This is a genomic window from Paraglaciecola aquimarina (assembly GCF_032464635.1).
Taxonomy (GTDB): Bacteria; Pseudomonadota; Gammaproteobacteria; order Enterobacterales; family Alteromonadaceae; genus Paraglaciecola; species Paraglaciecola aquimarina.
In genome coordinates, this window is sequence record NZ_JAWDIO010000002.1 from 943,925 (window position 1) to 967,789 (window position 23,865).

General features: G+C 41.4%; 15 protein-coding genes, 2 rRNA genes and 4 pseudogenes. 12 read left to right on the forward strand and 9 right to left on the reverse strand.

The features are described from left to right. The first annotated feature begins 138 nt into the window (after nucleotides 1-138). Both RS130_RS05315 and rrf read left to right on the forward strand, forming a co-directional pair. Nucleotides 139-3,015: ribosomal RNA gene (locus RS130_RS05315) — 23S ribosomal RNA — on the forward strand. 281 nt (nucleotides 3,016-3,296) lie between these two features. Continuing rightward, a 5S ribosomal RNA gene (rrf, locus tag RS130_RS05320) occupies nucleotides 3,297-3,412 on the forward strand. 549 nt (nucleotides 3,413-3,961) lie between these two features. Here rrf and RS130_RS05325 read toward each other — a convergent pair. Next, nucleotides 3,962-4,177: pseudogene (locus tag RS130_RS05325) on the reverse strand (transposase); the annotation flags it as partial. A gap of 123 nt (nucleotides 4,178-4,300) precedes the next feature. On the opposite strand from RS130_RS05325, the gene RS130_RS05330 reads away from it, so the two are divergent. Further along, nucleotides 4,301-5,224, forward strand: coding sequence for a DUF2785 domain-containing protein (locus RS130_RS05330; RefSeq protein WP_316025100.1), 924 nt, complete (start codon nucleotides 4,301-4,303; stop codon nucleotides 5,222-5,224). A gap of 158 nt (nucleotides 5,225-5,382) precedes the next feature. Next, nucleotides 5,383-5,952: a GNAT family N-acetyltransferase gene (locus RS130_RS05335; protein WP_316025101.1), complete on the forward strand. Its 570-nt coding sequence runs from the start codon at nucleotides 5,383-5,385 to the stop codon at nucleotides 5,950-5,952. Between the two features lie 60 nt (nucleotides 5,953-6,012). Here the strand turns inward: RS130_RS05335 and RS130_RS05340 are convergent, their stop codons facing one another. From RS130_RS05340 to RS130_RS05355, 3 genes and pseudogenes are all read right to left on the reverse strand, one after another. Further along, complete coding sequence (locus tag RS130_RS05340) at nucleotides 6,013-7,086, reverse strand: glycoside hydrolase family protein (RefSeq protein ID WP_316025102.1); 1,074 nt, start codon at nucleotides 7,084-7,086, stop codon at nucleotides 6,013-6,015. Next, a pseudogene (locus RS130_RS23680) lies at nucleotides 7,083-8,571 on the reverse strand (sulfatase-like hydrolase/transferase). The gene RS130_RS05340 and the pseudogene RS130_RS23680 overlap by 4 nt, the downstream one beginning before the upstream one ends. A 69-nt stretch (nucleotides 8,572-8,640) precedes the next feature. Then, the gene (locus RS130_RS05355; RefSeq protein WP_316025105.1) at nucleotides 8,641-9,213 is read right to left on the reverse strand and encodes a TetR/AcrR family transcriptional regulator; all 573 of its coding nucleotides are present in this window, start codon (nucleotides 9,211-9,213) and stop codon (nucleotides 8,641-8,643) included. 143 nt (nucleotides 9,214-9,356) lie between these two features. Here RS130_RS05355 and RS130_RS05360 point away from each other — a divergent pair, with 143 nt between their 5' ends. The 3 genes and pseudogenes from RS130_RS05360 to RS130_RS05370 all read left to right on the forward strand — a co-directional run. Continuing rightward, nucleotides 9,357-10,403 carry an efflux RND transporter periplasmic adaptor subunit gene (locus RS130_RS05360; RefSeq protein ID WP_316025106.1) on the forward strand — a complete coding sequence of 349 codons (1,047 nt, stop codon included), beginning with the start codon at nucleotides 9,357-9,359 and terminating at the stop codon, nucleotides 10,401-10,403. After that, nucleotides 10,403-12,919, forward strand: a complete 2,517-nt coding sequence (locus RS130_RS05365) for an efflux RND transporter permease subunit (protein ID WP_316025107.1) — start codon at nucleotides 10,403-10,405, stop codon at nucleotides 12,917-12,919. Before RS130_RS05360 ends, RS130_RS05365 begins: the two co-directional genes overlap by 1 nt. Nucleotides 12,920-12,966: 47 nt before the next feature. Next, nucleotides 12,967-13,443, forward strand: a pseudogene (locus tag RS130_RS05370) (efflux RND transporter permease subunit); the annotation flags it as partial. Nucleotides 13,444-13,551: 108 nt separating this feature from the next. Here RS130_RS05370 and grxB read toward each other — a convergent pair. From grxB to RS130_RS05390, 4 genes are all read right to left on the reverse strand, one after another. Next, nucleotides 13,552-14,193, reverse strand: a complete 642-nt coding sequence (gene grxB, locus RS130_RS05375) for a glutaredoxin 2 (RefSeq protein WP_316025108.1) — start codon at nucleotides 14,191-14,193, stop codon at nucleotides 13,552-13,554. Nucleotides 14,194-14,206: 13 nt separating this feature from the next. Continuing rightward, a complete protein-coding gene (locus tag RS130_RS05380; RefSeq protein WP_316025109.1) occupies nucleotides 14,207-14,545 on the reverse strand; it encodes an FKBP-type peptidyl-prolyl cis-trans isomerase in 339 nt (112 codons plus the stop codon). Nucleotides 14,546-14,590: 45 nt separating this feature from the next. Beyond that, nucleotides 14,591-15,973 (reverse strand): aldehyde dehydrogenase family protein, encoded by a 1,383-nt coding sequence (locus RS130_RS05385; RefSeq protein WP_316025110.1) that lies wholly within the window; start codon nucleotides 15,971-15,973, stop codon nucleotides 14,591-14,593. A gap of 312 nt (nucleotides 15,974-16,285) precedes the next feature. Continuing rightward, nucleotides 16,286-16,960, reverse strand: a complete 675-nt coding sequence (locus RS130_RS05390; RefSeq protein ID WP_316027976.1) for an AraC family transcriptional regulator — start codon at nucleotides 16,958-16,960, stop codon at nucleotides 16,286-16,288. Nucleotides 16,961-17,330: 370 nt separating this feature from the next. Between RS130_RS05390 and RS130_RS05395 the strand changes: the two genes are divergently transcribed. From RS130_RS05395 to RS130_RS05415, 5 genes and pseudogenes are all read left to right on the forward strand, one after another. After that, on the forward strand, nucleotides 17,331-18,194 hold the full coding sequence (locus tag RS130_RS05395) for a sugar phosphate isomerase/epimerase family protein (protein ID WP_316025111.1): 864 nt from the start codon (nucleotides 17,331-17,333) through the stop codon (nucleotides 18,192-18,194). A gap of 166 nt (nucleotides 18,195-18,360) precedes the next feature. After that, nucleotides 18,361-18,897, forward strand: coding sequence for an inorganic diphosphatase (ppa, locus tag RS130_RS05400; RefSeq protein ID WP_316025112.1), 537 nt, complete (start codon nucleotides 18,361-18,363; stop codon nucleotides 18,895-18,897). Between the two features lie 136 nt (nucleotides 18,898-19,033). Continuing rightward, nucleotides 19,034-20,242: pseudogene (locus RS130_RS05405) on the forward strand (MFS transporter). Then, a complete protein-coding gene (locus RS130_RS05410) occupies nucleotides 20,239-20,721 on the forward strand; it encodes a DUF3299 domain-containing protein (RefSeq protein WP_428982734.1) in 483 nt (160 codons plus the stop codon). Before RS130_RS05405 ends, RS130_RS05410 begins: the two are co-directional and overlap by 4 nt. A gap of 123 nt (nucleotides 20,722-20,844) precedes the next feature. Further along, nucleotides 20,845-22,464, forward strand: a complete 1,620-nt coding sequence (locus RS130_RS05415; protein ID WP_316025113.1) for a methyl-accepting chemotaxis protein — start codon at nucleotides 20,845-20,847, stop codon at nucleotides 22,462-22,464. A gap of 247 nt (nucleotides 22,465-22,711) precedes the next feature. On the opposite strand, the gene RS130_RS05420 is transcribed toward RS130_RS05415, so the two are convergent. Continuing rightward, nucleotides 22,712-23,854, reverse strand: coding sequence for a topoisomerase IV (locus tag RS130_RS05420; protein ID WP_316025114.1), 1,143 nt, complete (start codon nucleotides 23,852-23,854; stop codon nucleotides 22,712-22,714). Between the last annotated feature and the right edge of the window lie 11 nt (nucleotides 23,855-23,865).

The following is a 23,865-nucleotide window of genomic DNA, read 5'->3' on the forward strand; positions in this document are numbered from 1 at the left end:
TAACCGCGAGGTTATGCCTAACCTTGGATAAAAGGCCAAGGGGTGAGACGAGTTGTGTTAATTGGAGGCCGTTACTGTCTACCAAACAAACATAACGTGTTGTTACTACGGTAACAAAGAGGTCATTTGGGGTTGTATGGTTAAGTGACTAAGCGTATACGGTGGATGCCTAGGCAGTTAGAGGCGATGAAGGACGTGTAAGTCTGCGAAAAGCTGTGGGGAGCCGACAAAATGCTTTGATCCACAGATGTCCGAATGGGGAAACCCAGTCCTTAGGGACTATCTTACAGTGAATACATAGCGGTAAGAGGCGAACGAGGGGAACTGAAACATCTAAGTACCCTTAGGAAAAGAAATCAAACGAGATTCCCCTAGTAGCGGCGAGCGAACGGGGAGCAGCCGAGTAGTAATGAAGTAGTGGAAGTAGTTGGAAAGCTACGCGATACAGGGTGATAGCCCCGTACACAAAGCGTCATTATTGCCATATTAAGTAGGTCGGGACACGTGTTATCTTGACTGAAGATGGGGGGACCATCCTCCAAGGCTAAATACTCCTAACTGACCGATAGTGAACCAGTACCGTGAGGGAAAGGCGAAAAGAACCCCTGTGAGGGGAGTGAAATAGAACCTGAAACCGTATACGTACAAGCAGTGGGAGCAGACTTGTTCTGTGACTGCGTACCTTTTGTATAATGGGTCAGCGACTTATATTTAGTAGCGAGGTTAACCGAATAGGGGAGCCGTAGCGAAAGCGAGTGTTAACTGCGCGTTCAGTTGCTAGGTATAGACCCGAAACCCGGTGATCTAGCCATGGGCAGGTTGAAGGTTGAGTAACATCAACTGGAGGACCGAACCGACTAACGTTGAAAAGTTAGCGGATGACTTGTGGCTGGGGGTGAAAGGCCAATCAAACCGGGAGATAGCTGGTTCTCCCCGAAAGCTATTTAGGTAGCGCCTCGGACGAATACCACAGGGGGTAGAGCACTGTTAAGGCTAGGGGGTCATCCCGACTTACCAACCCTTTGCAAACTCCGAATACCTGTGAGTACTATCCGGGAGACACACGGCGGGTGCTAACGTCCGTCGTGAAGAGGGAAACAACCCAGACCGCCAGCTAAGGTCCCTAAATATTACTAAGTGGGAAACGAAGTGGGAAGGCTAAGACAGCTAGGAGGTTGGCTTAGAAGCAGCCACCCTTTAAAGAAAGCGTAATAGCTCACTAGTCGAGTCGGCCTGCGCGGAAGATGTAACGGGGCTAAGTAATATACCGAAGCTGCGGACTTGTACTTATGTACAAGTGGTAGGGGAGCGTTGTGTAAGTGGCTGAAGGTGAGCTGAGAGGCTTGCTGGACATATCACAAGTGCGAATGCTGACATGAGTAACGATAATGGGGGTGAAAAACCCCCACGCCGGAAGACCAAGGTTTCCTGTCCCATGCTAATCAGGGCAGGGTAAGTCGGCCCCTAAGGCGAGGCAGAAATGCGTAGTCGATGGGAAACGGATTAATATTTCCGTACTTGGTATATCAGTGAAGGGGGGACGGAGAAAGTTATGCAAGCCTGGCGTTGGTTGTCCAGGTGAAAGTGCGTAGGCCGTTATCTTAGGCAAATCCGGGATAACATTGGTCGAGACACGAGACGAGACACTACGGTGTTGAAGTTGCAAATACTCTGCTTCAGGAAAAGCCTCTAAACTTATGATATATCGAACCGTACCCCAAACCGACACAGGTGGTCAGGTAGAGAATACTAAGGCGCTTGAGAGAACTCGGGTGAAGGAACTCGGCAAAATCGTACCGTAACTTCGGGAGAAGGTACGCCGCTGTTTGTGATGGGATTGACTCCCTAAGCGAATGGCGGCCGCAGTGAAATGGTGGCTGGAACTGTTTATTAAAAACACAGCACTGTGCTAAATCGAAAGATGACGTATACGGTGTGACGCCTGCCCGGTGCCGGAAGGTTAATTGATGGGGTTAGCTTCGGCGAAGCTCTTGATCGAAGCCCCGGTAAACGGCGGCCGTAACTATAACGGTCCTAAGGTAGCGAAATTCCTTGTCGGGTAAGTTCCGACCTGCACGAATGGCGTAATCATGGCCACGCTGTCTCCACCCGAGACTCAGTGAAATTGAAATCGCAGTGAAGATGCTGTGTACCCGCACCTAGACGGAAAGACCCCGTGAACCTTTACTATAGCTTGGCACTGAACATTGACCCTACATGTGTAGGATAGGTGGGAGACTTCGAAGCATTGTCGCCAGATGATGTGGAGTCAACCTTGAAATACCACCCTTGTAGGTTTGATGTTCTAACATTGTTCCCTTATCGGGAATGTGGACAGTGTCTGGTGGGTAGTTTGACTGGGGCGGTCTCCTCCCAAAGCGTAACGGAGGAGCACGAAGGTTGGCTAATGCCTGGTCGGACATCAGGAGGTTAGTGCAATGGCATAAGCCAGCTTAACTGCGAGACAGACACGTCGAGCAGGTACGAAAGTAGGTCATAGTGATCCGGTGGTTCTGAATGGAAGGGCCATCGCTCAACGGATAAAAGGTACTCCGGGGATAACAGGCTGATACCGCCCAAGAGTTCATATCGACGGCGGTGTTTGGCACCTCGATGTCGGCTCATCACATCCTGGGGCTGAAGTCGGTCCCAAGGGTATGGCTGTTCGCCATTTAAAGTGGTACGCGAGCTGGGTTTAGAACGTCGTGAGACAGTTCGGTCCCTATCTGGTGTGGGCGTTGGATGATTGAGGGGAGCTGCTCCTAGTACGAGAGGACCGGAGTGGACGAACCGCTGGTGTTCGGGTTGTTTTGCCAAAGGCATTGCCCGGTAGCTACGTTCGGAATCGATAACCGCTGAAAGCATCTAAGCGGGAAGCGAGCCCCAAGATGAGTCATCCCTGTACGTTTAACGTACCTAAAGGGTTGTTGAAGACTACGACGTTGATAGGCAGGGTGTGGAAGCGTAGCAATGCGTTGAGCTAACCTGTACTAATTGCCCGTGAGGCTTAACCATACAACGCCCAAGTGGCTTCCTTATATAATCGTTCTTCGAACGAGTCGTGTTAAATTGCTTAAACGGAAGGAAACCTTCCTGACAATTTACCTACTCGCTAAAGTAGAAAGATAGAATAAGAAGCAGTTGGTGTGTTTAGTGACAAGATACGACATAGAAATTAGAGTAAGACTAAAGAGCTTTTTAGCCTCGATTATTTGCTCCCTCTCACAAGAGAGACAAGAGCATCAGCTTTTACATATTGATTTATTGAGTTAACACTCGATAAATAACAGTTTATGTCTGGCGGCCATAGCGATGCGGTCCCACCTGATCCCATTCCGAACTCAGAAGTGAAACGCATTAGCGGCGATGGTAGTTTGGGGTTTCCCCATGCGAGAGTAGCACACTGCCAGACTCCCAATTACACGAAAAGCCCTGAGCATACAACGCTCAGGGCTTTTTCGTATAAGCGCATTCGCGCAATGCTACCCAGCAATAAACCATCACAAAGTGGATTCCCGGACAGTCGCAGAGCTCCTGTCTTTCAGGCGGTTAGGTGAGTATCACGTAAAGTAGTCAAATACACATCCCTGATGATCGGCACCCATCCTTGGCATCCATGCCAAGCTGTTAAACCGCTGGAGCAATGCTCCAGAAAGCCTCGATTTAACCCCTGATGAGATGCACCCAAATTCGTCATCCATGACTCATTGAAAATGCCTAGCCGAGCAGTGCTCGTCTCAATACGGCATTTTCCCATCACGAAGTGGATTCCCGGAATCAAGCATAGCTTGACTCGTTACAGCGGTAAGAGTTGCACTCTTAAAAGACCCCGCTTCCCCCCATGCGAGAGTAGCACACTGCCAGACTCCTATTTAAAGAAAGGGCTATCCATATGGGTAGCCCTTTTTTGCATCTGCAGTTTTATTTAGTATTTTTACACCTCTGATAATACCAATCCGCATTAAAGTTTAGCCACATTTGCCCAGTCGCGACTACATAATCTTACCATCCGTTTATTGTTTTCAATAAAATTATTCCAAACTGCGCTGCACGCGTTAAATATATCGTTATATCCATTGAAACAGCGGTTGGCTAAATGATATTGACGTAGCCAAGACCATACTTGTTATATGGGGTTAAGTTCTGGTGAATAGGGCGGCAGTTTAATAATGGTTAATACCAAACCACTCTGAAGATCCTACATTCGTAACTATGTCTTTATAGTTTTTAAAACCTTGATTGATATAACTAATGATTGAGGGTGTGGTAACCTGTGGGTTTTTGATAGTTCACTATTATTATGCGTATAGTCTCTATTTTTATATTGTTCTACTTTGGGGTTGGTGGGGTAGCTCACGGTCAAACTCAAAGGTTAATTAAAGCTGATCCTTGTTTTAAAAACGGCTGGGCTAAAGAGCAGTATATTGCCCTTAGAAATAGTGACTTTGTCGTTGCTGATAGTGAGCGTCAAGTATTAGCTAAGCAGTTAAGTTATTGCTTAGCATCTAGTGAGCCTATGCTTCGAGATGATATCGCCTATAAAGCTTATGCAACTTGGCTAAGAGCCGGAAAATTAAGTAAAGATACGCAGTTATGGCTATTCAATCGCTTTCTATCCGATATTGAAGAGCGTCGTAATGATGAGTATCAGGTATATCTACCATTTGTCACGTTAGCTTTGTCAGAAGTGGTTAGGGTAGACCGTATCACTCCCTATTTGAACGCTAGGCAACATCAGCGGGTGGTGCAGGTTGTTAGTGAATATATGCAGAGTCTAAGGGATTATAGAGGCTTTGATGCAAAGCTTGGATGGCGTCATGGTATCGCCCATAGTGCAGATGTGATGCTGCAATTGATTTTAAACAAGCAGACCACTTCGTCTCATGTAGATTTAATGCTCAAGGCTCTAGCAAATCAAATTAAACCCGCTGATGCGCATTTTTATATTTATGGCGAGCCAGAACGCTTAGCTATGCCTGTGGTGTACGCAATGTTGCGTGAAGATATTAAGTTTGCAGATTGGCAAACTTGGTTTGCTGATATTAGTGCCGCAAAACCTTTTAAGGATTGGAGCCAAGTATACAAGAGCCAAAGTGGTTTAGCTCAAAAGCATAATGTGAAAGGCTTTTTATTAAGTTTACAAGGAATGGTTTTGCCTAGCACGCACGAAAAGTTAACACCATTTAAAGATTTGATAGAGACAGCGCTATCTAAATTAAACTAGTACCTATAACTTCATTCAGGTTTATTTTGATAGTTCTGTGTCCGCATAGCTAAACATTTTTATACAATACAAACAGATTATGGCTGCCCATTTTGATAAGCTTGAAGATAATTCAGATAGTCTATCTGAGATCTTATTCAAGGTAAGGAATAGAACCAATGACAGCAATTGAATTTCCTATACTCTCCACAGATAGTCTAATCTTAGATCAGTTGATTCATAGCGATGCTAGTCATGTGTTTAAGATATTTTCTGACTCGCAAGTAGTTGAGCACTACGACGTAGATAAGTTTAAAACGGAGCTTGATGCTATCCGCTTGATTAAACATTTCGATGTTTTGTTCGAAAGCAATAGCGGTATTCGTTGGGCGATTAGGGATAAAAATACTATGCAGCTTATTGGGTCTTGCGGTTTTGTTAATTGGAATCCCTTTGATCATACAGCGGTAATTAGTTACGAATTAGCCACAGAATACTGGGGCAGAGGGTATGCTAGTCAAGCTGTAACAGCGATGATTAACCATGTTTTCGCTGAGAGCTTTCAGTTTTACGTACATAGAATTGAAGCTTATATTTCACCTAGTAATCTCGCGTCTGAAAAGCTTATCAAAAAGCACAAGTTTGAATTTGAAGGCACTCTCAGAGAAAAAAGTTATTGGGGAGATGCCTTTCACGATATGAATATGTTTTCTTTGTTGAATAGAGAATGGTCTAGGTCGAATTCATAAAACGCTAGTTATTAGCGTTAGCGGGCCTCAGTGGCATTCGGCCCGCTTAGCTTGTTGCAGTTAATTTAACTTTAAAACGAAGCCTGTGGAAGTATCATATTTTCCACCCATCAACGCCAAGAATAGATAACTAGCTTTGCCGTCTTGCATCAAAACTTGTGGCCTCTCCATTCTTTGAATTTTACTTTCGTCAGTGAAGTCAACGTTGGTACGATAACCCAATTGTGGGGCCGACCAATTAATCCCATCATCAGAATCTAGCATTAAGCCTACATGAGGATGAATTACACCCATGTCGCGCATTATCATATAAAACTTATTATTCTCGATAAATACGTAAGCATCTTCTACTTGTTTTTTGTACTGGGCAAAATTAACTAACGGATTCTTAGGGTGCTTTATGTAAGGTCCTTTAATGTCTTTAGCAATGGCTACGCCCATCTTACGCATATTGTCATTATATTTGTCCCAGGCTTTGTAATATAACCAAAACTCTCCGTTTGGATGTTGCAGTAAAGCTGGATTGGTTGTCAGGTAACTATCCCAATCTTCTTTGTTAGGACTGACTTCTAGGATAGGTTGTTCTGAAACTCGTTTAAAAGGTCCGTACAAACTATCTGATAACGCCAGACCTATCCTTTGAGTAGACGCATGATGCCCATCATATTGAGTGGCATTTGCTAAGTTGTTGCCAATAAAAAATAAAGCATACTTGTCGCCCACTTTTTGAATGGTAGGGTTATGAATGGTATCTGCATCCCAATGTCCTTCACCTCTACCACTTAGCACTGTGCCCAATACCGTATAAGGCCCTTCAGGAGTATCGGCTACTGCATGGGCTATTTCGCTATGACTTAGCCATTTGCTATGAGTACCGCGCCATCTAGAATAGAAAACATGTATCCTGCCATCGTCTCCAATGATAGGTGAGGTACCCCACACGTTCCAATTCTTCTGCTCTAAAATGCGCTTGCCTGTTGATAACCTTTTGCTGAATGCAGACTCTGTAACTTCATAAGGCAATGTTAACTCTGACAAATCTTTTGGAAACGGATGATTTTTATTTGCTGCAAACGTAATTTGACTAAAAATAAAAGTACCCATTAAGCAATACGCTTTGACTATATTTTTCATTCTTTATCTCCGAAAAACTGAGTTAACTCTGGATCATTGGTCGCCAACATTTTCTCAAAAATGACATCATCAAAAGTATTGATGATTTGCTGTAACTTGGGACTTGTGGTGTTTATTAAGTTGTGTTGCTCTTCAGGATCTTTGGCTAAGTCGTAAAACTCGTCTCTACCTCGATTTTTATAATCCTTAATTAATTTATACTGACCGTCGCTGTACATGCGCATCGCAGTGATTGATTGGTGCAGGGTAGAATAGGCAGCGTAATAGTCCCTTGATAGTACGAGGTTTTCGTCTAAGAATGCGGCGCTAAAATCTTTTCCTCTTACTTTATCTTCATGGTTGATTTTACCGTTAGCTATACTGACTAAAGTGGGAAACCAGTCTAAGTTTGACATAGAGGATTGATTGACAGAGTGTGCCTTAATCACATTTGGCCAACGTACAATAGTCGGTACTTTTAGGCTGGTATTGTACATATTTGGCCTATTACCGGCCGGTATGTTTTTTGTACCTTGAGGATTTTTATTTAAGATCCAATGGCCATTACCTTTATGCCAAATTCCATTATGGCCCATGTTGTAGCCATGGTCTGAAGTAAACACCACTAAGGTATCGTTTCTTAGCCCTAGCTTGTCTAATTCTGCTAGCAATATACCTACATTTCTGTCGATACTTCGAACGCTAGACAAATATTCAGCCATAGACTTTTTCGCTTTTTTAACGTTTAAATCTGGATAATTGGGATGAGGTAATTGCATATCCATATGCTTGTATGGCGCTTCATCTTCAGGCGCTACTGGTAACCATTTGGTGTGCGGGGCACGATAATGCAAAGACAAAGCAAACTTTTTGCTTATTCTGCTGTAAGAAATTAATGGCCTCTTTGGTCAATACATCGGCAGTTAGGCCTTGATATGTTTCGAGTTTTGCATTTTTTTCAAGCTTTGGATTGATGGTAGAAATACCGCCAGATCTAAAACCTACAAACTCATCATAACCCTGTTGCGTAGGGTGGTATTTGTCTAACTCACCCAAGTGCCATTTACCAATTAGTCCTGTGTAATAACCGGCCTCCTGTAATATTTTAGGCCAGGTTGCGAATGAAGTATCCAATCCTAACTCAGGCTCTAGCTTAGTTAAGGACTTGTACTTGGTGTTGATCCAGTCATCTATACCCAGCTCGTATCCATATCGAGAAGTCATCAACCCAGCGCGTGAAGGGCTACATACTGGAGTGGTGGTGTAAGCATTTGGGAGGCGCATTCCCTCGGCTGCAAGTTTATCTAAATTGGGAGTTATTGCTTGAGGGTTTCCGGAGCTACCTATTGCCCAAGGGGCCTGGTCGTCGGTGTAAATGAATAGAATATTAGGAGTATCTTGAGTTTTGATAGCACTAGTCTGTTTCGATTCTTGAACTTGTGTACAAGCAGAAATAGAAAAAATGACTGACAATAACGAAAGCCTTTTTGTAATTATATATAACATTGCTATTTTATATTTGATGTATTTGTGGCTAATTTACCTCATGTAGTAGAAAAGTTAAACAGTTGTAAGTTAATTTATACTAGTGGCTACTTCATATACTTGAAGTGTTTGTAGCGTAAAGCTTTTAGGTGCTTGTACCGAACTAGATAACATTATTGCTTCGGCAACCGACTCAATATTTGCGGCAAATTCTTCAATACTTAAATTAACTTTATCTAGAGAAATCTGGCGGTTTGCTATGGCTTGTTGCAATTTAGATTGAATTGCTTGTCTCGTCTTGATCCTATTTTCATCAATTAAATCAGCACACAAAGACTGTCCGGCGTGGATTAAATCAGACTTGATCATGGCGTTTGGAATTGACTCAAATACTTCCGTACATCGCTGAGCAAGAAAAGTGTAAGTATCCTGCCAAAACAGACCAGTGCTATGGATATACTCTTGTATATCAGAATCTTTCTCTGTCAGGAAATTCTGCACGAAGGCTCTAAATAATACTTCTTTAGACGAAAATTGTTTGTGGATCGTAACACGAGAAATACTCGAATAACGACTTATCATGGCAATACTTGCAGCAGTATAACCGTGCTGGAAAAAACACGTCTTTGCCGTTTCAAATATTTTTTGGGTGCTTTTTAACATTTGTACATACCTCTATTGCTGGCGTGTAGTCTAAGTGATCCCCTTTATCTATGCAAATAAGTTTACACATAGTGTAAATGTGTTAATATCTCGCCTCTTAATTTATACCTATTATGTATGACGCAATGTTTTTGGAGATCGAAATGAAACAGTGGATATTTGTTGGCCTACTAATGTTGTTGTTAGGCTGTAGTGATGAGACTGTTCTGAGTCAGGAAAAAGCTCCTTTAGTGGTACAGACTTTTACTGTCATTAAGCAAAATAGTAATGAAAAGTATGAGTTTCCTGCAGTTGTGTCAGCGGTGAAAAATGTTGAACTAAGATTTGAAGTAGCGGGTCGTTTAATTGCTACTGATTTAATTAAAGGGAAAAAAGTGAGCAAAGGCCAAGTATTGGCACAAATTGATCCTGCTCCTTATGAACGTAAAGTAAAAGACAGAGAAGTTAGGCACGAAGTTGCGACAAATGACTTAAAGCGTATCGAGGCGTTGTATAAAAAAGGTGGGGTCTCTCATAGTGATTTTGATAATGCTAAGTCTTTATATGAAACGACCTTATTAGACTTAAATAACGCGAAGCAAGACTTGAGCTATACCCAAATTAGCGCACCTTTTGATGGTTTTGTCTCAGACAGGTACATCGAAAACAATAGTTATGTGCAAGTGGGCTCATCAATCGCGACAATTCAAGATCGTTCTTTATTGTATTTTTCTTTTGATGTTCCAGAAAGGATTATGACGCTAAATAGCGGCAATAAAGATGTTACAGCCAGTGCTAGAGTCATAGGTTTAGACGACCAAGTATATAAAATTCACTATGTAGAGCACGAGGCTATACCAGACCCAATCACTCAAACTTACAACGTGACATTTGCTATTGATAATGCTCAAGAAACGTCATTAATACCTGGCTCACGAGCCATGGTTACTGTGCAAAATAGTAAAAGCCGTAATCTAGTCACTGTTGTACCTATTTCAGCGGTTGTAGGGTCGGCAGAAACGGGCTTTGCCGTTTGGATATATAACCAAGACAAGTCAATAGTGAATAAGCGTGAGGTGCAAGTTAACGGAATGCTAAGTAAATTTGCTGTGGTCAGTAGAGGGTTAACCGAAGGCGAAAAAGTGATCTCTGCCGGAACTACCTATATGCGTGAAGGGTTAGCAGTTAGAGAGTATAAGGCAGAAAAATAATGGATATAGCACGTTATTCACTGACTAAATCGGTCAACATTTGGTTACTCGCTATTGTATGCATAATTGGTGGAGTATTGGCCTTACAAAATATTGGCCGATTAGAAGATCCGGTTTTTACCATCAAAGAATCGATGATAATGACCTACTATCCAGGCGCTAGCGCAGAAAAGGTAGAAAAAGAACTTACCGAGCAAATCGAAATTGCGTTGCAGAAAATGCCGCAACTTAAGCGTCTTAAATCCACCAGTAAGCATGGTTTATCGCAAATTCGGGTTGAAGTTTTATCACACTACAATACCGAAGAATTACCGCAAATATGGGATGAACTCAGAAAAAGGCTGTCTGACTTAAGTACCTCGTTGCCGTTAGGAACAACCACGCCAGCGGTAATTGATGATTTTGGTGACGTTTATGGATTGTATTACGCGTTGACCGCACCAGATTTTACTCCTTATCAAATTAGAGAATTTTCGCGCATTATTAGGCGTGAACTGCTCACCATTGATGGTGTCGCTAAAGTCGATACCAATGGCACGTTAGAAGAAGAAATTGTTGCGACTTTTGATACTTACCAAATTGCGGGTCTAGGCTTATCCTTTCCTGATATAACCCAGTTATTGAATAATAATTTACAGCCATTTAACGGAGGACGTTTATTAGTTGATGGTAAACAAGTGCGTATTTCATTAGCTGATTCTTCAAATAGAATTGATGAAATAGGTAATCTATCTATCGTTTTACCCGGTAATAATGCGTCGATTAAGTTGAAAGATATCGCTGATATATCTATTCAGCCAGTAGAAATTCCGCAAAGCTTGATGCGTTATAATGGTGAAGATGCGATTACGTTTGCTGTATCGGCCAAGTTTGATGTAAACATTGTCGATGTGGGTAAAAAAGTTGGTCAGAAGGTTGACGAGATCCTGGCTCGTTTTCCCGCTGGCATTGAAGTGGATTTATTATATGACCAAGCAGGCATAGTAGAAGAAGCCGTAGACGGTTTTATCGTTAACCTAGAAGTGTCGGTATTGGTGGTAACCTTAGCTTTATGTGTATTCATGGGATGGCGCTCCGGTGTTGTCGTTGGGGTGACGTTGCTGATTACCGTATTAGGTACAGTGCTAATCATGTGGTTGTATGAATTGCGCTTACAACGTATATCCTTAGGGGCCATGGTCATTGCTATGGGGATGTTGGTAGACAACGCCATTGTCGTAGCTGAAGGTATGATGATGAGAATGGCTAAGGGAAAATCTGCCTTAGAGGCCGCAAGTTTTATAGTAAAACGTACCCAGTGGCCACTTTTGGGCGCTACTATTATAGGCATCATGGCCTTCTCTGGTATAGGTTTGTCAAATGATGCGACCGGCGAATTCTTGTTTTCTTTGTTCGCTGTTGTGCTTATTTCATTGATGCTGAGCTGGGTGTTTGCGGTGACTTTAACGCCGCTATTGGGGAAATATCTCTATAAAGTAGGTGAAAGCGAGCAGACTGAAACTAAGCCTTCTGCTTTTTCTAGGGGCTATTTAACGTTGCTAACTCAAGCCTTACGTTTTCGTTGGGTTAGCTTGGCTGTGCTAGTGGTGATCACTATTAGCGCCTATGCAAGCTTTGGATTAATCAAGCAGGGCTTTTTTCCTCCGTCAAATGCACCAGTATTTTTTGTTAACTATTGGAGTCCACAAGACAGAGATATTCGTACTACCGAAGCGAATATGAAAGTAGGTGAGCAAATCATTCTAGGTCATAAAGGTGTGTCATCTGTTGCAAGTTTTGTTGGACGTGGTGCAGAGCGCTTTACTTTGCTATATGGCCCAGAAATGCCAAACGAAAGCTATGGTTTGTTTTTGGTAAGGGTTGAAGATGCTGCAGAAATCCCAGCGGTAACTAGGGCATTGGCTGAAAAACTAAATGTAGTAGATACCGACGGGCGTTTTTACATGAAAGTCATGCAGTTTGGTCCTTCGGCGCCAGCCAAATTACAGGCTAGGTTTTCTGGCTCAGATCCTGAAATTCTAAGAGATTTAGCTCGTCAGGCCAAAGGCATATATCATGATGATCCTAATATTGGCAACATACGTGATGATTGGCGCGAGAAAGGTTTTATCATCACGCCTCAGTACGACGAAATTACAGCAGGCTTAGCCGGCGTTTCTCGCACCGATTTTTCAGAAGCTATACAGTTTGCTAGCAGCGGCTTACGCATTGGACAACTGCAATTTGGTGACTATCTATATCCGATTATTGCCAAAAACAGACTGGACGGTGAACCGGGTATTGATGACTTAAAAAACAGTGTTGTTTGGAGTAGTAGTCAAAGACGTTATATTCCTTTTCAGCAGATCTCTGGCAATATAAAATACGAAAGTGAAGAGTTATTAATTCAACGTCGCGATCGTGTTAGAACCATTACTATTTCAGCTGAGCCTGGATTCAATGAGACCGCTGGTGCTGCCTTTTCTCGAGTTCGACAGCAGATTGAAGATATTGAGCTGCCCTTAGTTATTCATTAGAGTTCGGTGGGGAGTTTGAGTCTGCAAATGATGCGCAAAAAGCCCTAGGCGCTGGGCTGCCACTAGGTTTCTTAGTGATGTTCTTAATCAGCGTACTGTTATTTGGTCGGGTGCGCCAACCTTTGATTATATGGCTAATAGTACCTATGGCAATTGTTGGAGTGGTCACCGGCTTACTGACTGCTGACATGCCATTTGGTTTCATGTCTTTGCTAGGCTTCTTAAGTCTGTTTGGTATGTTAATTAAAAATGCCATAGTGTTATTGGAAGAAATTGATTTACAGATCGAAGAAGGAAAGCCACCGTTGCAGGGCTTAATTGAAGCTAGTGTAAGTCGCCTACGTCCGGTTGCTTTGGCTGCCATCACCACTATTTTAGGGGTAATGCCGTTATTGTTTGACCCATTTTTTGCTGATATGTCAGTGACAATCATGGGGGGCTTAGCCTTTGCGACCTTATTAACCTTAGTGGCCGTGCCGGTATTTTATAGTTTATTCTTTAAGATAAAATACCAGAAAGCTTGAGCCTAAAAAACAGTCCAAATCAAACACAAAACCCCAGCCTAGTAGCTGGGGTTTGTTGTTTTATGGAATAAGTTAAGTGGGAATAAATGAGTAAAGCCCAATCGGTTGTTATAGTGCGCGACTAAAATACAGTTCGCTATTGGTTAGCTTAGCAATATGTTGCATGTAATCTAAGGTTTGTTGTTTAAACGTTAATCCCTTGACCATACTTAAGTTTCTGAGTATTGGGAACAACAAAATATCATCTATGCCTAATGTATCTTGAATAGGTAATTCCGGTAACAGAGCTAAGATAGGGTCTACTATGTTAATATGTTCAGGGCTGGCGGCCATTGCCTTGTCAAAGGTCATGCCTATCATGGTTTCTTTTTTGCCTTGAAAATAGTCTTTGGCAGACTGTGTTGCAAACTCTGGTAATCCAATCATTATGGTGCGCGGATAAGTTAATATACGTGTGGATGGCTTAATCTCGGCAAATAATTGTTCGTAAACATCACCTTTATTTTTGTTGGTAATAACTTTATCGCTATCGCCAAGTTCGTCTAATTTCGCCACTATATCTAAACTTTCTTTAATGGCGGTGCCATCGTCAAATTGCAAAATTGGACATACTTTAGCGTTAACTAAATCAAAACAACTCTGCTCATCATCATTCAGTAAGTAGATTTTTTCATGGGTTACATTTTTATAATTAGCCACCATGTCTGTGCGCACGCAGTATGGGCAGTGATGGTATTGATATAATTTCATTCGGGCTTACCTTTTAATCTCTAGTTAATACTTCTAATAACTCTATTTCGAAGCTTAGGTCTGAATTTGCTGGGATCATATCAGCTATTTTTCGTTCACCATAAGCCAATGATGCGGGTACCCAAATTCGACGTTTTCCTCCTACTTTCATACCTTGTAGTCCTAGAATCCATCCTTGAATAACTCGTTTATTGCTCAATACTACTTGAAAGGCGTGGCCTTTTTTATAGGACGAATCGAATTCAGTGCCGTCTACCAAAAAGCCTCGGTAATGGGCTGTGATCAGTGCTCCGCGCTCGGCAGCTTTGCCGCTACCTTCAACTATATCTTCTATTTTTACTTGTTGTTGCATGGTGAATTTTTTATAGGCTAATTAAGTCGCGTAAACATAACATTTTTACAGTAGTTTTTTTATTAAGTTGAGTTTCATTTTAGTAAAAGGGGGATAGCGCAAAGATGGGTCAAGTAAGGTGCTTCGTTTCATCACCGTTTTTAAGTGGCTAAAAGTATTGAACCCAGTTTTACCGTGATAGCTGCCCATCCCGCTGTTGCCTACGCCACCAAAAGGTAAATTAGGGTTTGTCATAAACATCATTCCGTCGTTTATACAAGTATTCCCCGAACTGGTAAAATTTAGCACTTGTTGTTCAAACTTTTTATTTTTGGTGTAGACGTATAGGGCTAAAGGCTTAGGTCTTCTATTGATGAAGGCTATAGATTGTTCAATATTGTCGACAGTCACAATAGGTAAAATGGGGCCAAAAATCTCTTCGAGCATTAGTGGGCTATTTAAGGGGGGATCTAATATTACCGTTGGAGCCAGATATTTTTGCTGTGTATCAAACTCGCCCCCTATGACTACGTTTTGCCCTTCGAGGTAGTGAATTAGTCTAGTCAGATGTCTATTGTTTATTATCCTGCCATAGTCTTTGTTTTGTCTAATATTTTCGCCATAAAACTCTACCAGCCGAGATTGTAGTACCTGCAAAAAATCCTGGCTATGAGACTTTTCAATAAGGACATAATCAGGTGCTACACAGGTTTGTCCGGCATTTGTCCACTTGTTCCAAATAATACGCGACACTGTTACATCAAGGTCACAGTTTTTGTCTACGATGCAAGGGCTTTTCCCGCCAAGCTCGAGAGTGACAGGGGTAAGGTGTTGGGCCGCTGCTCTCATGACTATTTTGGCAACCCCTTCACCGCCAGTATACATAATATGATCAAACTCTTGTTTTAACAGTTCGGTGGTTTCGGCTACAGCGCCTTGCAATATCCAAAACGATTCGTTGCACAAGTATTTAGGCACTAGCTTTGCTAAAAGGTTAGCACTGGCAGGCGCTAATTCAGAGGGCTTGAGTACGGCGCAATTGCCGGCTGCAATCGCCGAAATTAACGGCCCAAGTATTAATTGAATGGGGTAATTCCAGGCGCCGATAATTAACACCGTCCCTAAAGGCTCTGGTAGTTGGTAGCTTGACGCGGGTTGAGCAATGATAGGTGTAGAGACCTTACGTGGTTTCATCCACTTCTTTAGTTTCTTTAGCGTGTGATCTAGTTCGCTGATAGTAAAGCCTATCTCAGTGGTCCAAGCTTCGTATTCTGATTTTGCCAAATCGGCTGCTAGCGCTTGTTTAAAAGCGGGCTCTTGTTCAACTAGCATTTTCCTTAGTTGAGTTAATTGCTTGAGTCGCCATTTATAGGGACGGGTCACTGCAGAATTAAAATGTGCTCGTATATGAGCCACTTGCTCGGCTATGTAATTAAGGTCGGTATGCATAAATTAATATCCTCTTGCTTAGATAGCTTAGCCGTAAACTTACAATAGGATCATGTCCAGCTCAAATCTACAGGCCTTGATATGCATCCTACAAGCAAACATCAGATGTATTGTTGCTAAACTTAAATTTCCTATGGCGCATGCGGTCAGTTTCACAGAGGTACCATATGCTGCTTGGCCAGCTAGGTTGGGATTGATTACGCTGATTCTTCGGTCTTTGGTCGTCGTCACTATGCGGTAAGTGCTCAGAAAATCAGCCTGTAGTATTTTCGAAACTAGCTTTGAGGCAACAGTATATTTAACACAAACCATTCAGGTTTTCATGCTTTCTCGTAATTGCGAAGGTAAAATACCAAACTGTAATTTAAACTGCCGACTGAAATAGCTGTGTTCAGAGAACCCACATCGATAGGCTATTTCAGCAATAGGTAAGCGAGTTTCGATTAACATTCTGCGGGCGTTCTCTAGTCGCACTTCATTGATAAATTGCTTGGGTGTTTTAGACAGGTACTTCTTAAATCGTCGCTCTAAAGCACTTACCGAGATGAACGCTAATTTAGCTAATTGCTCAATACTAATTTCTTGGTGATAGTTTTCACGCACATATTCAATCGGTTCTTTGATGGCGTCGATACTAGATAGTACTTTTGATGCTTTAGATAATAATTGGGTAAAACCAAATGAGCCAACTATCACTTGTTCTTTATTGAACAAAGGACGTTTAGACGTAGAGAACCAAGCAAACTCGCCAGAATTGAGCATGTTTAGCTCCAATCTGTCGGTGATGACCTTACCATTCATTACACTTTGATCGTCAGTGATAAATTGTTTGGCTATGTGTGGTGGAAAAAATGCAACATCTGACTTACCAATGACTTGGTGTAACGAATGGCAGCCTAAGTGTTCTACGAACTTTTTATTAGCATAAATAATCTGACTGTCAGTATCTTTAATCCAAAAAATAACGTCGGTTAACAAGTCGAACATGCTAAGTATTTGTTCAAATCCAACAATGCTTTGCAAAAATTCAGTCTTTTCAGACACTTTAGAGTCAATCACAGTTTCGCCTTAGGAATAAAAAGTGGGGCTAAATTCAAGATGATGCGCTGAAAATATTGCATTTAGCCCAATCCAACCATAAACAATAGAACACCCTATATTCTATGCGGTTTAGCGTTTAAGTTCACATTAATCTGTGTAACAAAAAGTAGCCTCGTATCAATATGTACGCCGAATAGATTATATTCGTAGCCGAAATTTAATTACTTTTCTTGAATAGAATATAGTTACACTAGAGCGTGTTAATTTATTGTTAATATTGAAAGTGTTGTGGTTTTTTATTTAGGGAAACTAAGAAATGTATAAATTTATAAGTAGAAAAAGACTGTGGTTGAAAACCAGTTGTTGTTTACTCTTGCAGTTTAGTTTGGCATTGCCTGTTGTAGCCCATGAGTTGGGATTACAGCTTTATAGTGTTAGAAATCAGATGGAAAATGACTTACCTAATACCTTTTCACAAATCAATAAGTGGGGTTTGAACCTAGTTGAAGGAGGCGGAAAATTATATGGACTGTCAGTTGACGAATACAGAAACGAGTTAATCAAACATAACTTAGAAGTGGCAAGCGTCGATACATCATATGACGAAATTCGAGATAACCCCATTGCAGCTGTATACAAAGCGCGATTTTTTGGTAGTCGATTCGCCACGTTTTACTGGATCCCCCACGATGGCAAAAAAGGCTTTACTATCGAAGAGGCTAAAGCCGCAGTAGCTGTAATGAACAAAGCCGGTAAGTTACTCAAGCAGAATGGCATCACCTTGCAATATCACGCCCATGGCTACGAGTTTTTACCTTACAAAAACGCTACCATTCTCGATTATATGCTACAGAACGTAACGGACGCTGCGTTTCAAATGGATGTGTTTTGGATGAAACAAGGTGGTATGGATCCAACAGCATTGCTGAAAAAATATCCTGGTAAATTTTTGTCGCTGCATTTAAAAGACCGTAAAAAAGGCAGCAAAAATTCCCTAGATGGAAAGGCTGACGTTGAAGCAAATGTTGTATTAGGCTCCGGTGATGTAGGTATCGCCAGCGTAGTGGCTGAAGCTAAAAAACAAGGCATTCGTTACTTCTTTTTAGAGGATGAGTCTTCTCGTGTAATGCGTCAAATACCACAAAGTATTGAATATCTTAAGCAATTGGAAAAATACTAGGTTGCTTTTTAGGGAGATGGCTGGCCACAAAGCCAGCCGTTTTTGCTAGTATGTGTACGTATTAATACAATTATGAAATTGTTTGAGTAATTAATCATCAATGCCTTTGAATCCATCGCAGGGACTCTATATAATTCGCCGTAATTAAACTAACTTAGGTAACACTATGAGCCTTAACTCTGTACCAGCGGGTAAGAATTTACCAGAAGAAATTAACGTCATCATTGAAATTCCAGCTCACTCTGATCCTGTTAAATATGAAGTCGACAAAGACACGGGCGCTATATTTGTTGATCGCTTTATGTCTACATGCATGCATTACCCAACTAACTATGGTTACGTCAACCAAACATTGTCAGAAGATGGTGATCCAGCTGACGTGTTAGTCATGAGTCCTTTTCCTTTACTAGCAGGTAGTGTTATTAAATGTCGTCCAGTTGGCGTACTTAAAATGACCGATGAGTCGGGTGTTGATGCTAAAATTTTAGCTGTGCCAATTGACAAATTGTCTACTATTTATCGTGACATTCACGATATTGATCAAGTACCAGATTTGCTAAAACATCAAATTCAACATTTCTTTGAGCACTATAAAGATTTAGAGCCAAACAAATGGGTGAAAATTGATGGATGGGAAAATGCCGCTGCAGCTAAAGCTGAACTAGTAAACAGTGTTAAATTATACAAAGAGTCTATCGCTTAATTAATAAAGCTAAGACTAAAAAGCCGAGGCTATTGAGTTAGTCTCGGCTTTTTTGTTTGTTAGGCTGTGATTGTCGTTACTAGATTGTCGTTTCCTATTCGTGTCATAATCTGATTTGGCTCACCAAGGTTGTGTTATGTACAAACTTTCCACTCTTTCAGCATATCGCCAAAATCCTCAAACATTACTGTTGCTGATGGCATTTGTGATGCCGCTAGTGTTTTCTATTTGGAACGCATTGCTGAATAATTTTGTTGTAGAAAAGGCTGCATTTACTGGTGCTGAAATTGGTATGTTGCAAAGCTTGCGAGAAGTGCTCAGGTTTTTTGGCTTTTACCGCAGTGTTTGTCTTACTGGTGATTAAAGAACAAACATTTGCTTTGTTATCGCTGGCTGTCATGTGTATTGGCGTCGCTATGACCGGCTGGTTGCCTTTTGAGTTAGGCCTGTATTGTACGACTGTAGTGATGTCTATTGGTTTTCATTATTTCGAAACCATTAACCAGTCATTAACTCTGCAATGGATTGAAAAAGACCAAGCGGCACACTTTATGGGTAAGCAGCTAGCAATAAAGAGTTTAGCCTCGTTGCTTGCCTATGGCGCTGTTTGGGTGTTTATGGAATGGTTGGGTGTGCCTTATGTGGGCATGTATATGTTGGCTGGTGGAGTAGGGCTAGTACTCGTTCTTTTTATGTGGACCAACTTTGAGCAATTTTCTCTCGGTACAGTACAGCATAAACACATGTTTTTGCGCCAACGTTATTGGTTGTACTATGGATTAGTTTTTTCAGTGGCGCGCGAAGACAAATCTTTATGGTATTCGCCTCGTTTATGATGGTTGAAAAATTTGCTTACTCAGTGGGTGACATTAGCTTGTTATTCATGATTAATTACGTCTTCAACTTATTTTTCGCGCCTAAAATTGGCCGCTGGATCAGCCGGATAGGTGAACGCAAAGCACTGACAATTGAATACATCGGATTGATTGTTGTTTTTGCGAGTTATGCTGTTGTAGACGATGCATACCTAGCGGGCGCACTTTATATTATCGATCATTTATTCTTTGCGATGGCAATTGCTGTCAAAACCTATTTTCAAAAAATCGCTGACCCGAAAGACATCGCGTCAACGGCAGCGGTTAGTTTTACCATTAATCATATTGCCGCTGTAGTGATACCTGCTTTACTGGGTATTGTTTGGTTAACCTCACCTATTTTAGTTTTCTACATAGGAGTTGGCTTTGCCGTTTGTTCGTTAGTACTTGCTCTGAACATGCCTAATCAACCTCTTGCTGGAAATGAAGCCATTTTAGACCCTTTATCCTGGATCAATAAAAAATTATGAGAAAAACGACAACCACTATCAATCTATCTTTTTTAACTCTAATGCTCTGCTGTTTTTCATCATTGGCTGAACAACCCATGGAGTTATTTTGGGAAGATATGGTACCCCAAAATTACGTGGCTCCAGATACAGAGTTAAGTCATGATGGTTCTATGATGCAACTGGGGGTTGATGCGCCGATTGTTCAAAGTTTAAATGGAAAACTAGTTAAAGTTCCGGGCTTTGTCGTGCCATTAGAGGGCAGTAATGATGGAACAACAGAGTTTTTATTAGTGCCTTATTTTGGTGCGTGTATCCACGTGCCTCCGCCACCCGCAAATCAAATAGTTTATGTGAAGTTTGCCAAAGGTGTGGCCATTAACAATATACAAGATGCGGTATGGGTAACGGGAACTCTAACTACAAATGGTTGGCAAGGAGAGGTTGCTACAGTCGGCTATTCCTTGGCCGGGGTAGAAATAACTCCCTATGACGGCTGATTTGATTAGAAAAGTTTCTGGTCTTATGTTAAAACACGGTTGGTTTGTCTATAGTCATATCGTAGATGTAGCTAATTTCATATTTGAGATGTTGACGCTGCAGTCAAATAAAAAGGTAACTCGATGAATTTTTTAACTCGAATGTCTATTGCAAAAAAACTATATTTGATCCCTATCATTGGCACTGTCGCTTTCTTATTGTATCTAGCAATCACCACTATCACTTCCCTAAAGAATGTCTCATCTTTAAAGAACATTATTGAAATTGAATACCCAGCTTTAGATTTGACCAAAAACGCTTTAGTTAAAGTGGAGAAAGTGAAAGATACTTTGAGTGCTGCAGTGACAACGGGAGATGAAGACGGGCTAGTCAATGCAAAAGTTTACGCTGATGAAGCTATACAACTGCTCGCAGAAATTCAAAGCATTGATAGTCGTTTCGTTGCAGAAATAGAACACATTCTCAGTTCGTTTAATGATTATTACGCTTCAGCGCATAGTGTGTCCGAATCTATGGTTAATGGTACCGCTGATTATTCTAAATTAAGTCAGCTTTCAGCAGAAATGAACAGTAATTACGATGATGCTGTGAACCGCTTGATAACGTTTAAAGACTCCCGAACCGAGTCTTTTCAAACCGGAATAATGGTAGTGAGTGACAGTGGACAGTCTATTATTATTGTAGGAGCATTGATGGCTTTAGCTACCATAGTGCTGTTATTTGCTACTGCGGTACCTATTGTATCAGGGATTAGAGGGAGTATTGCTGAGGTGGTTGTTTCTCTAAAAGATATTGCTCAAGAAGACGGCGACTTAACGGTAAGAATTAAATCTAAGAACAAAGATGAAATAGGCGACTTGGTTTATTGGTTTAATCAGTTTATGCAAAAGCTGCAAAGTGTTGTGAAAGAAGTGGTTAATTCTTCTCTACCTTTATCTCAATTAGCACAAAACTTAAATCAGTTGGCTGATGATACAAATAGAACCATAGATATACAGAAAAACTCAGCAATGCATGCAAAAACAGCGGTAGATGAAATGAGTGCTAGTGTTCGAGCTGTTGCAGAGAGTGCAGCTGAGGCTGCTAGTGCCGCTGGCGATGCATCGACTGCTGCCGAAGATGGTCAAGCAATCGTTAATCATACTGTCAGCAGTATTCAGCAGTTAGCCGCAAATGTAGAAGAAACTGCCGATGTCATCAAAAAACTTGAAGCTGACTCTAATCAAGTAGGAGTTGTACTTGATGTAATCAAGGGTATTGCTGAGCAAACAAATTTACTGGCATTAAATGCTGCAATTGAAGCAGCTAGAGCTGGAGAGCAAGGCCGTGGCTTTGCTGTAGTGGCTGACGAAGTACGTACTTTGGCTTCAAGAACCCAGCAATCAACTGAGCAAATTCAGCAAACTATAGAGCGATTGCAAAGTGCAGCTCGTTCAGCGGTAGGTGTTATGGCGAAGGGCACCGAACAAGCTTCTAGTAGCGTAGAAACCGCGAATAAAGCGGGCAGTAGCTTGGATGTCATTACTGAGACTATTAGTCGTATTACTAACATGAATGACCAGATTGCTCGTTCCACGGGTGATCAGCAGGCAGTGGCTACAACTATTAGTAGTAATGTGGATGAAATCCATTCTAAAACTGAAGATACTGCGACTAGCTCTTTAGAATTAGCATCAGTGAGTGCAGAGCTTGCAGAATTAGCAAAACACCTTGAGGGCACGACTAAACAATTTAAAGTGTAATATTAGATGTCTACTCTGCTGCAGTTTGCAGCAACTAGTAAAAATGTGATGACAGAGTTGCCACCAATGCAATCAATTCCTTTGTTAGTGTCTCGTCTATTAAGCTAGGTTATTTAACACCAGCTCCATTAAAAAATCCGATATCAATAAGTTGGTATCGGATTCATAGTTTTCACTTTTTTAGTGGGCTATTTAATATTATATGTACCCACTACTTGCTTCTATTTTATAGCTAAGCAGAAACTACTTAAAATATATAATTGACAGCAAAGCGGACTAGAGTTGTATCGTTAGTGTCATCTATTTTGTCACTATATTTGCTTACATCGGCTTTGAGAGCAATATTACTATCATAGTCGTAGCGAACCGCCAAGGTAAGTTTGTCGTACTCTTCCATATTCGGAATTTGTACGCCAGTGATTATTGCACTAACCGCAGGTTGTAAGGCTTCAGCAAGGCTTGGCACCTGATCCAAAAATTTTATATCTTCATTGCCGTCTAAACTTTCGTATGTAATTGATGGTGTGAAGGCTCCTACCCGCAGACCCGCGGTAACATAGTAAGCGGTATCTCTAGGTGAGAAAGAGTTTTCAATTTCAATCTGTGTAACTTCACCACTTATGAACCAGTCAAACATGTCAACTTCAAGGCCAAAGCCGATAAACTCTGCCTTATCGTCATTGATTTGTAAGTCATCCTCTATCGACCCTAAACCGAGTTGAGTAAGGTTACTTAGTGCATTATCTAACGGGGCTAAGGATTCTGAAGTCTTAAGATCAACAAAAGCGCTTGCTGTACCGTAGACGGCACGAACTTTGAACCATTCATAAGTTGCTTCAGCAGAAAACGCTACAGTATTTTTCGCATCAAGGTCTGCACCGTCACTTTTAGATTGAATTTTTCCAAATACGCCTTGTAAATTGTATTCCCAGTCCCCTGCATAATCACTATAGTCAAAGCGCACACCGTCTATATTATTAAAATCCACTTCATACACAGCACGCGGTGCATTGACCCAATGGTATGAATACCCCACATCTAATGACGCTGAGTACTTAAATAAAGGTAAACGCAATCTACCTACCGAAATATTGAGGTTATCGGTTGCATTATAGGTTAAATATGCCCACTCGAAAGAAGTATCATAATCTTCTCTTCCTCTGGCGACTAATTGTCCTGTTGCTGTCATTTTACTATTGATGTCGCTACTTACTTGAATGGCAAATAAACTCTCATCATCAAAAGAGACATCATCTTCGTAACCATAAATTACATCGTTAGAGCTTGTCATGCCGGCAACAAAGTTGGCAAAACCATTAATTCTCACTTCAGCCTGAGCGTTAAAACAAGTTGAGGCGCATAGGGTAGCGATTGTAAGTACTTTTTTCATTAGATATGTCC

Excerpts from the sequence above, each read along its gene's own strand:
- RS130_RS05330 (WP_316025100.1), top strand. The coding sequence starts at position 4,301 with ATGCGTATAGTCTCTATTTTTATATTGTTCTACTTTGGGGTTGGTGGG.
- RS130_RS05335 (WP_316025101.1), top strand. The coding sequence starts at position 5,383 with ATGACAGCAATTGAATTTCCTATACTCTCCACAGATAGTCTAATCTTA.
- RS130_RS05340 (WP_316025102.1), bottom strand. The coding sequence starts at position 7,086 with ATGAAAAATATAGTCAAAGCGTATTGCTTAATGGGTACTTTTATTTTT.
- RS130_RS05355 (WP_316025105.1), bottom strand. The coding sequence starts at position 9,213 with ATGTTAAAAAGCACCCAAAAAATATTTGAAACGGCAAAGACGTGTTTT.
- RS130_RS05360 (WP_316025106.1), top strand. The coding sequence starts at position 9,357 with ATGAAACAGTGGATATTTGTTGGCCTACTAATGTTGTTGTTAGGCTGT.
- RS130_RS05365 (WP_316025107.1), top strand. The coding sequence starts at position 10,403 with ATGGATATAGCACGTTATTCACTGACTAAATCGGTCAACATTTGGTTA.
- grxB (WP_316025108.1), bottom strand. The coding sequence starts at position 14,193 with ATGAAATTATATCAATACCATCACTGCCCATACTGCGTGCGCACAGAC.
- RS130_RS05380 (WP_316025109.1), bottom strand. The coding sequence starts at position 14,545 with ATGCAACAACAAGTAAAAATAGAAGATATAGTTGAAGGTAGCGGCAAA.
- RS130_RS05385 (WP_316025110.1), bottom strand. The coding sequence starts at position 15,973 with ATGCATACCGACCTTAATTACATAGCCGAGCAAGTGGCTCATATACGA.
- RS130_RS05390 (WP_316027976.1), bottom strand. The coding sequence starts at position 16,960 with ATGTTCGACTTGTTAACCGACGTTATTTTTTGGATTAAAGATACTGAC.
- RS130_RS05395 (WP_316025111.1), top strand. The coding sequence starts at position 17,331 with ATGTATAAATTTATAAGTAGAAAAAGACTGTGGTTGAAAACCAGTTGT.
- ppa (WP_316025112.1), top strand. The coding sequence starts at position 18,361 with ATGAGCCTTAACTCTGTACCAGCGGGTAAGAATTTACCAGAAGAAATT.
- RS130_RS05410 (WP_428982734.1), top strand. The coding sequence starts at position 20,239 with ATGAGAAAAACGACAACCACTATCAATCTATCTTTTTTAACTCTAATG.
- RS130_RS05415 (WP_316025113.1), top strand. The coding sequence starts at position 20,845 with ATGAATTTTTTAACTCGAATGTCTATTGCAAAAAAACTATATTTGATC.
- RS130_RS05420 (WP_316025114.1), bottom strand. The coding sequence starts at position 23,854 with ATGAAAAAAGTACTTACAATCGCTACCCTATGCGCCTCAACTTGTTTT.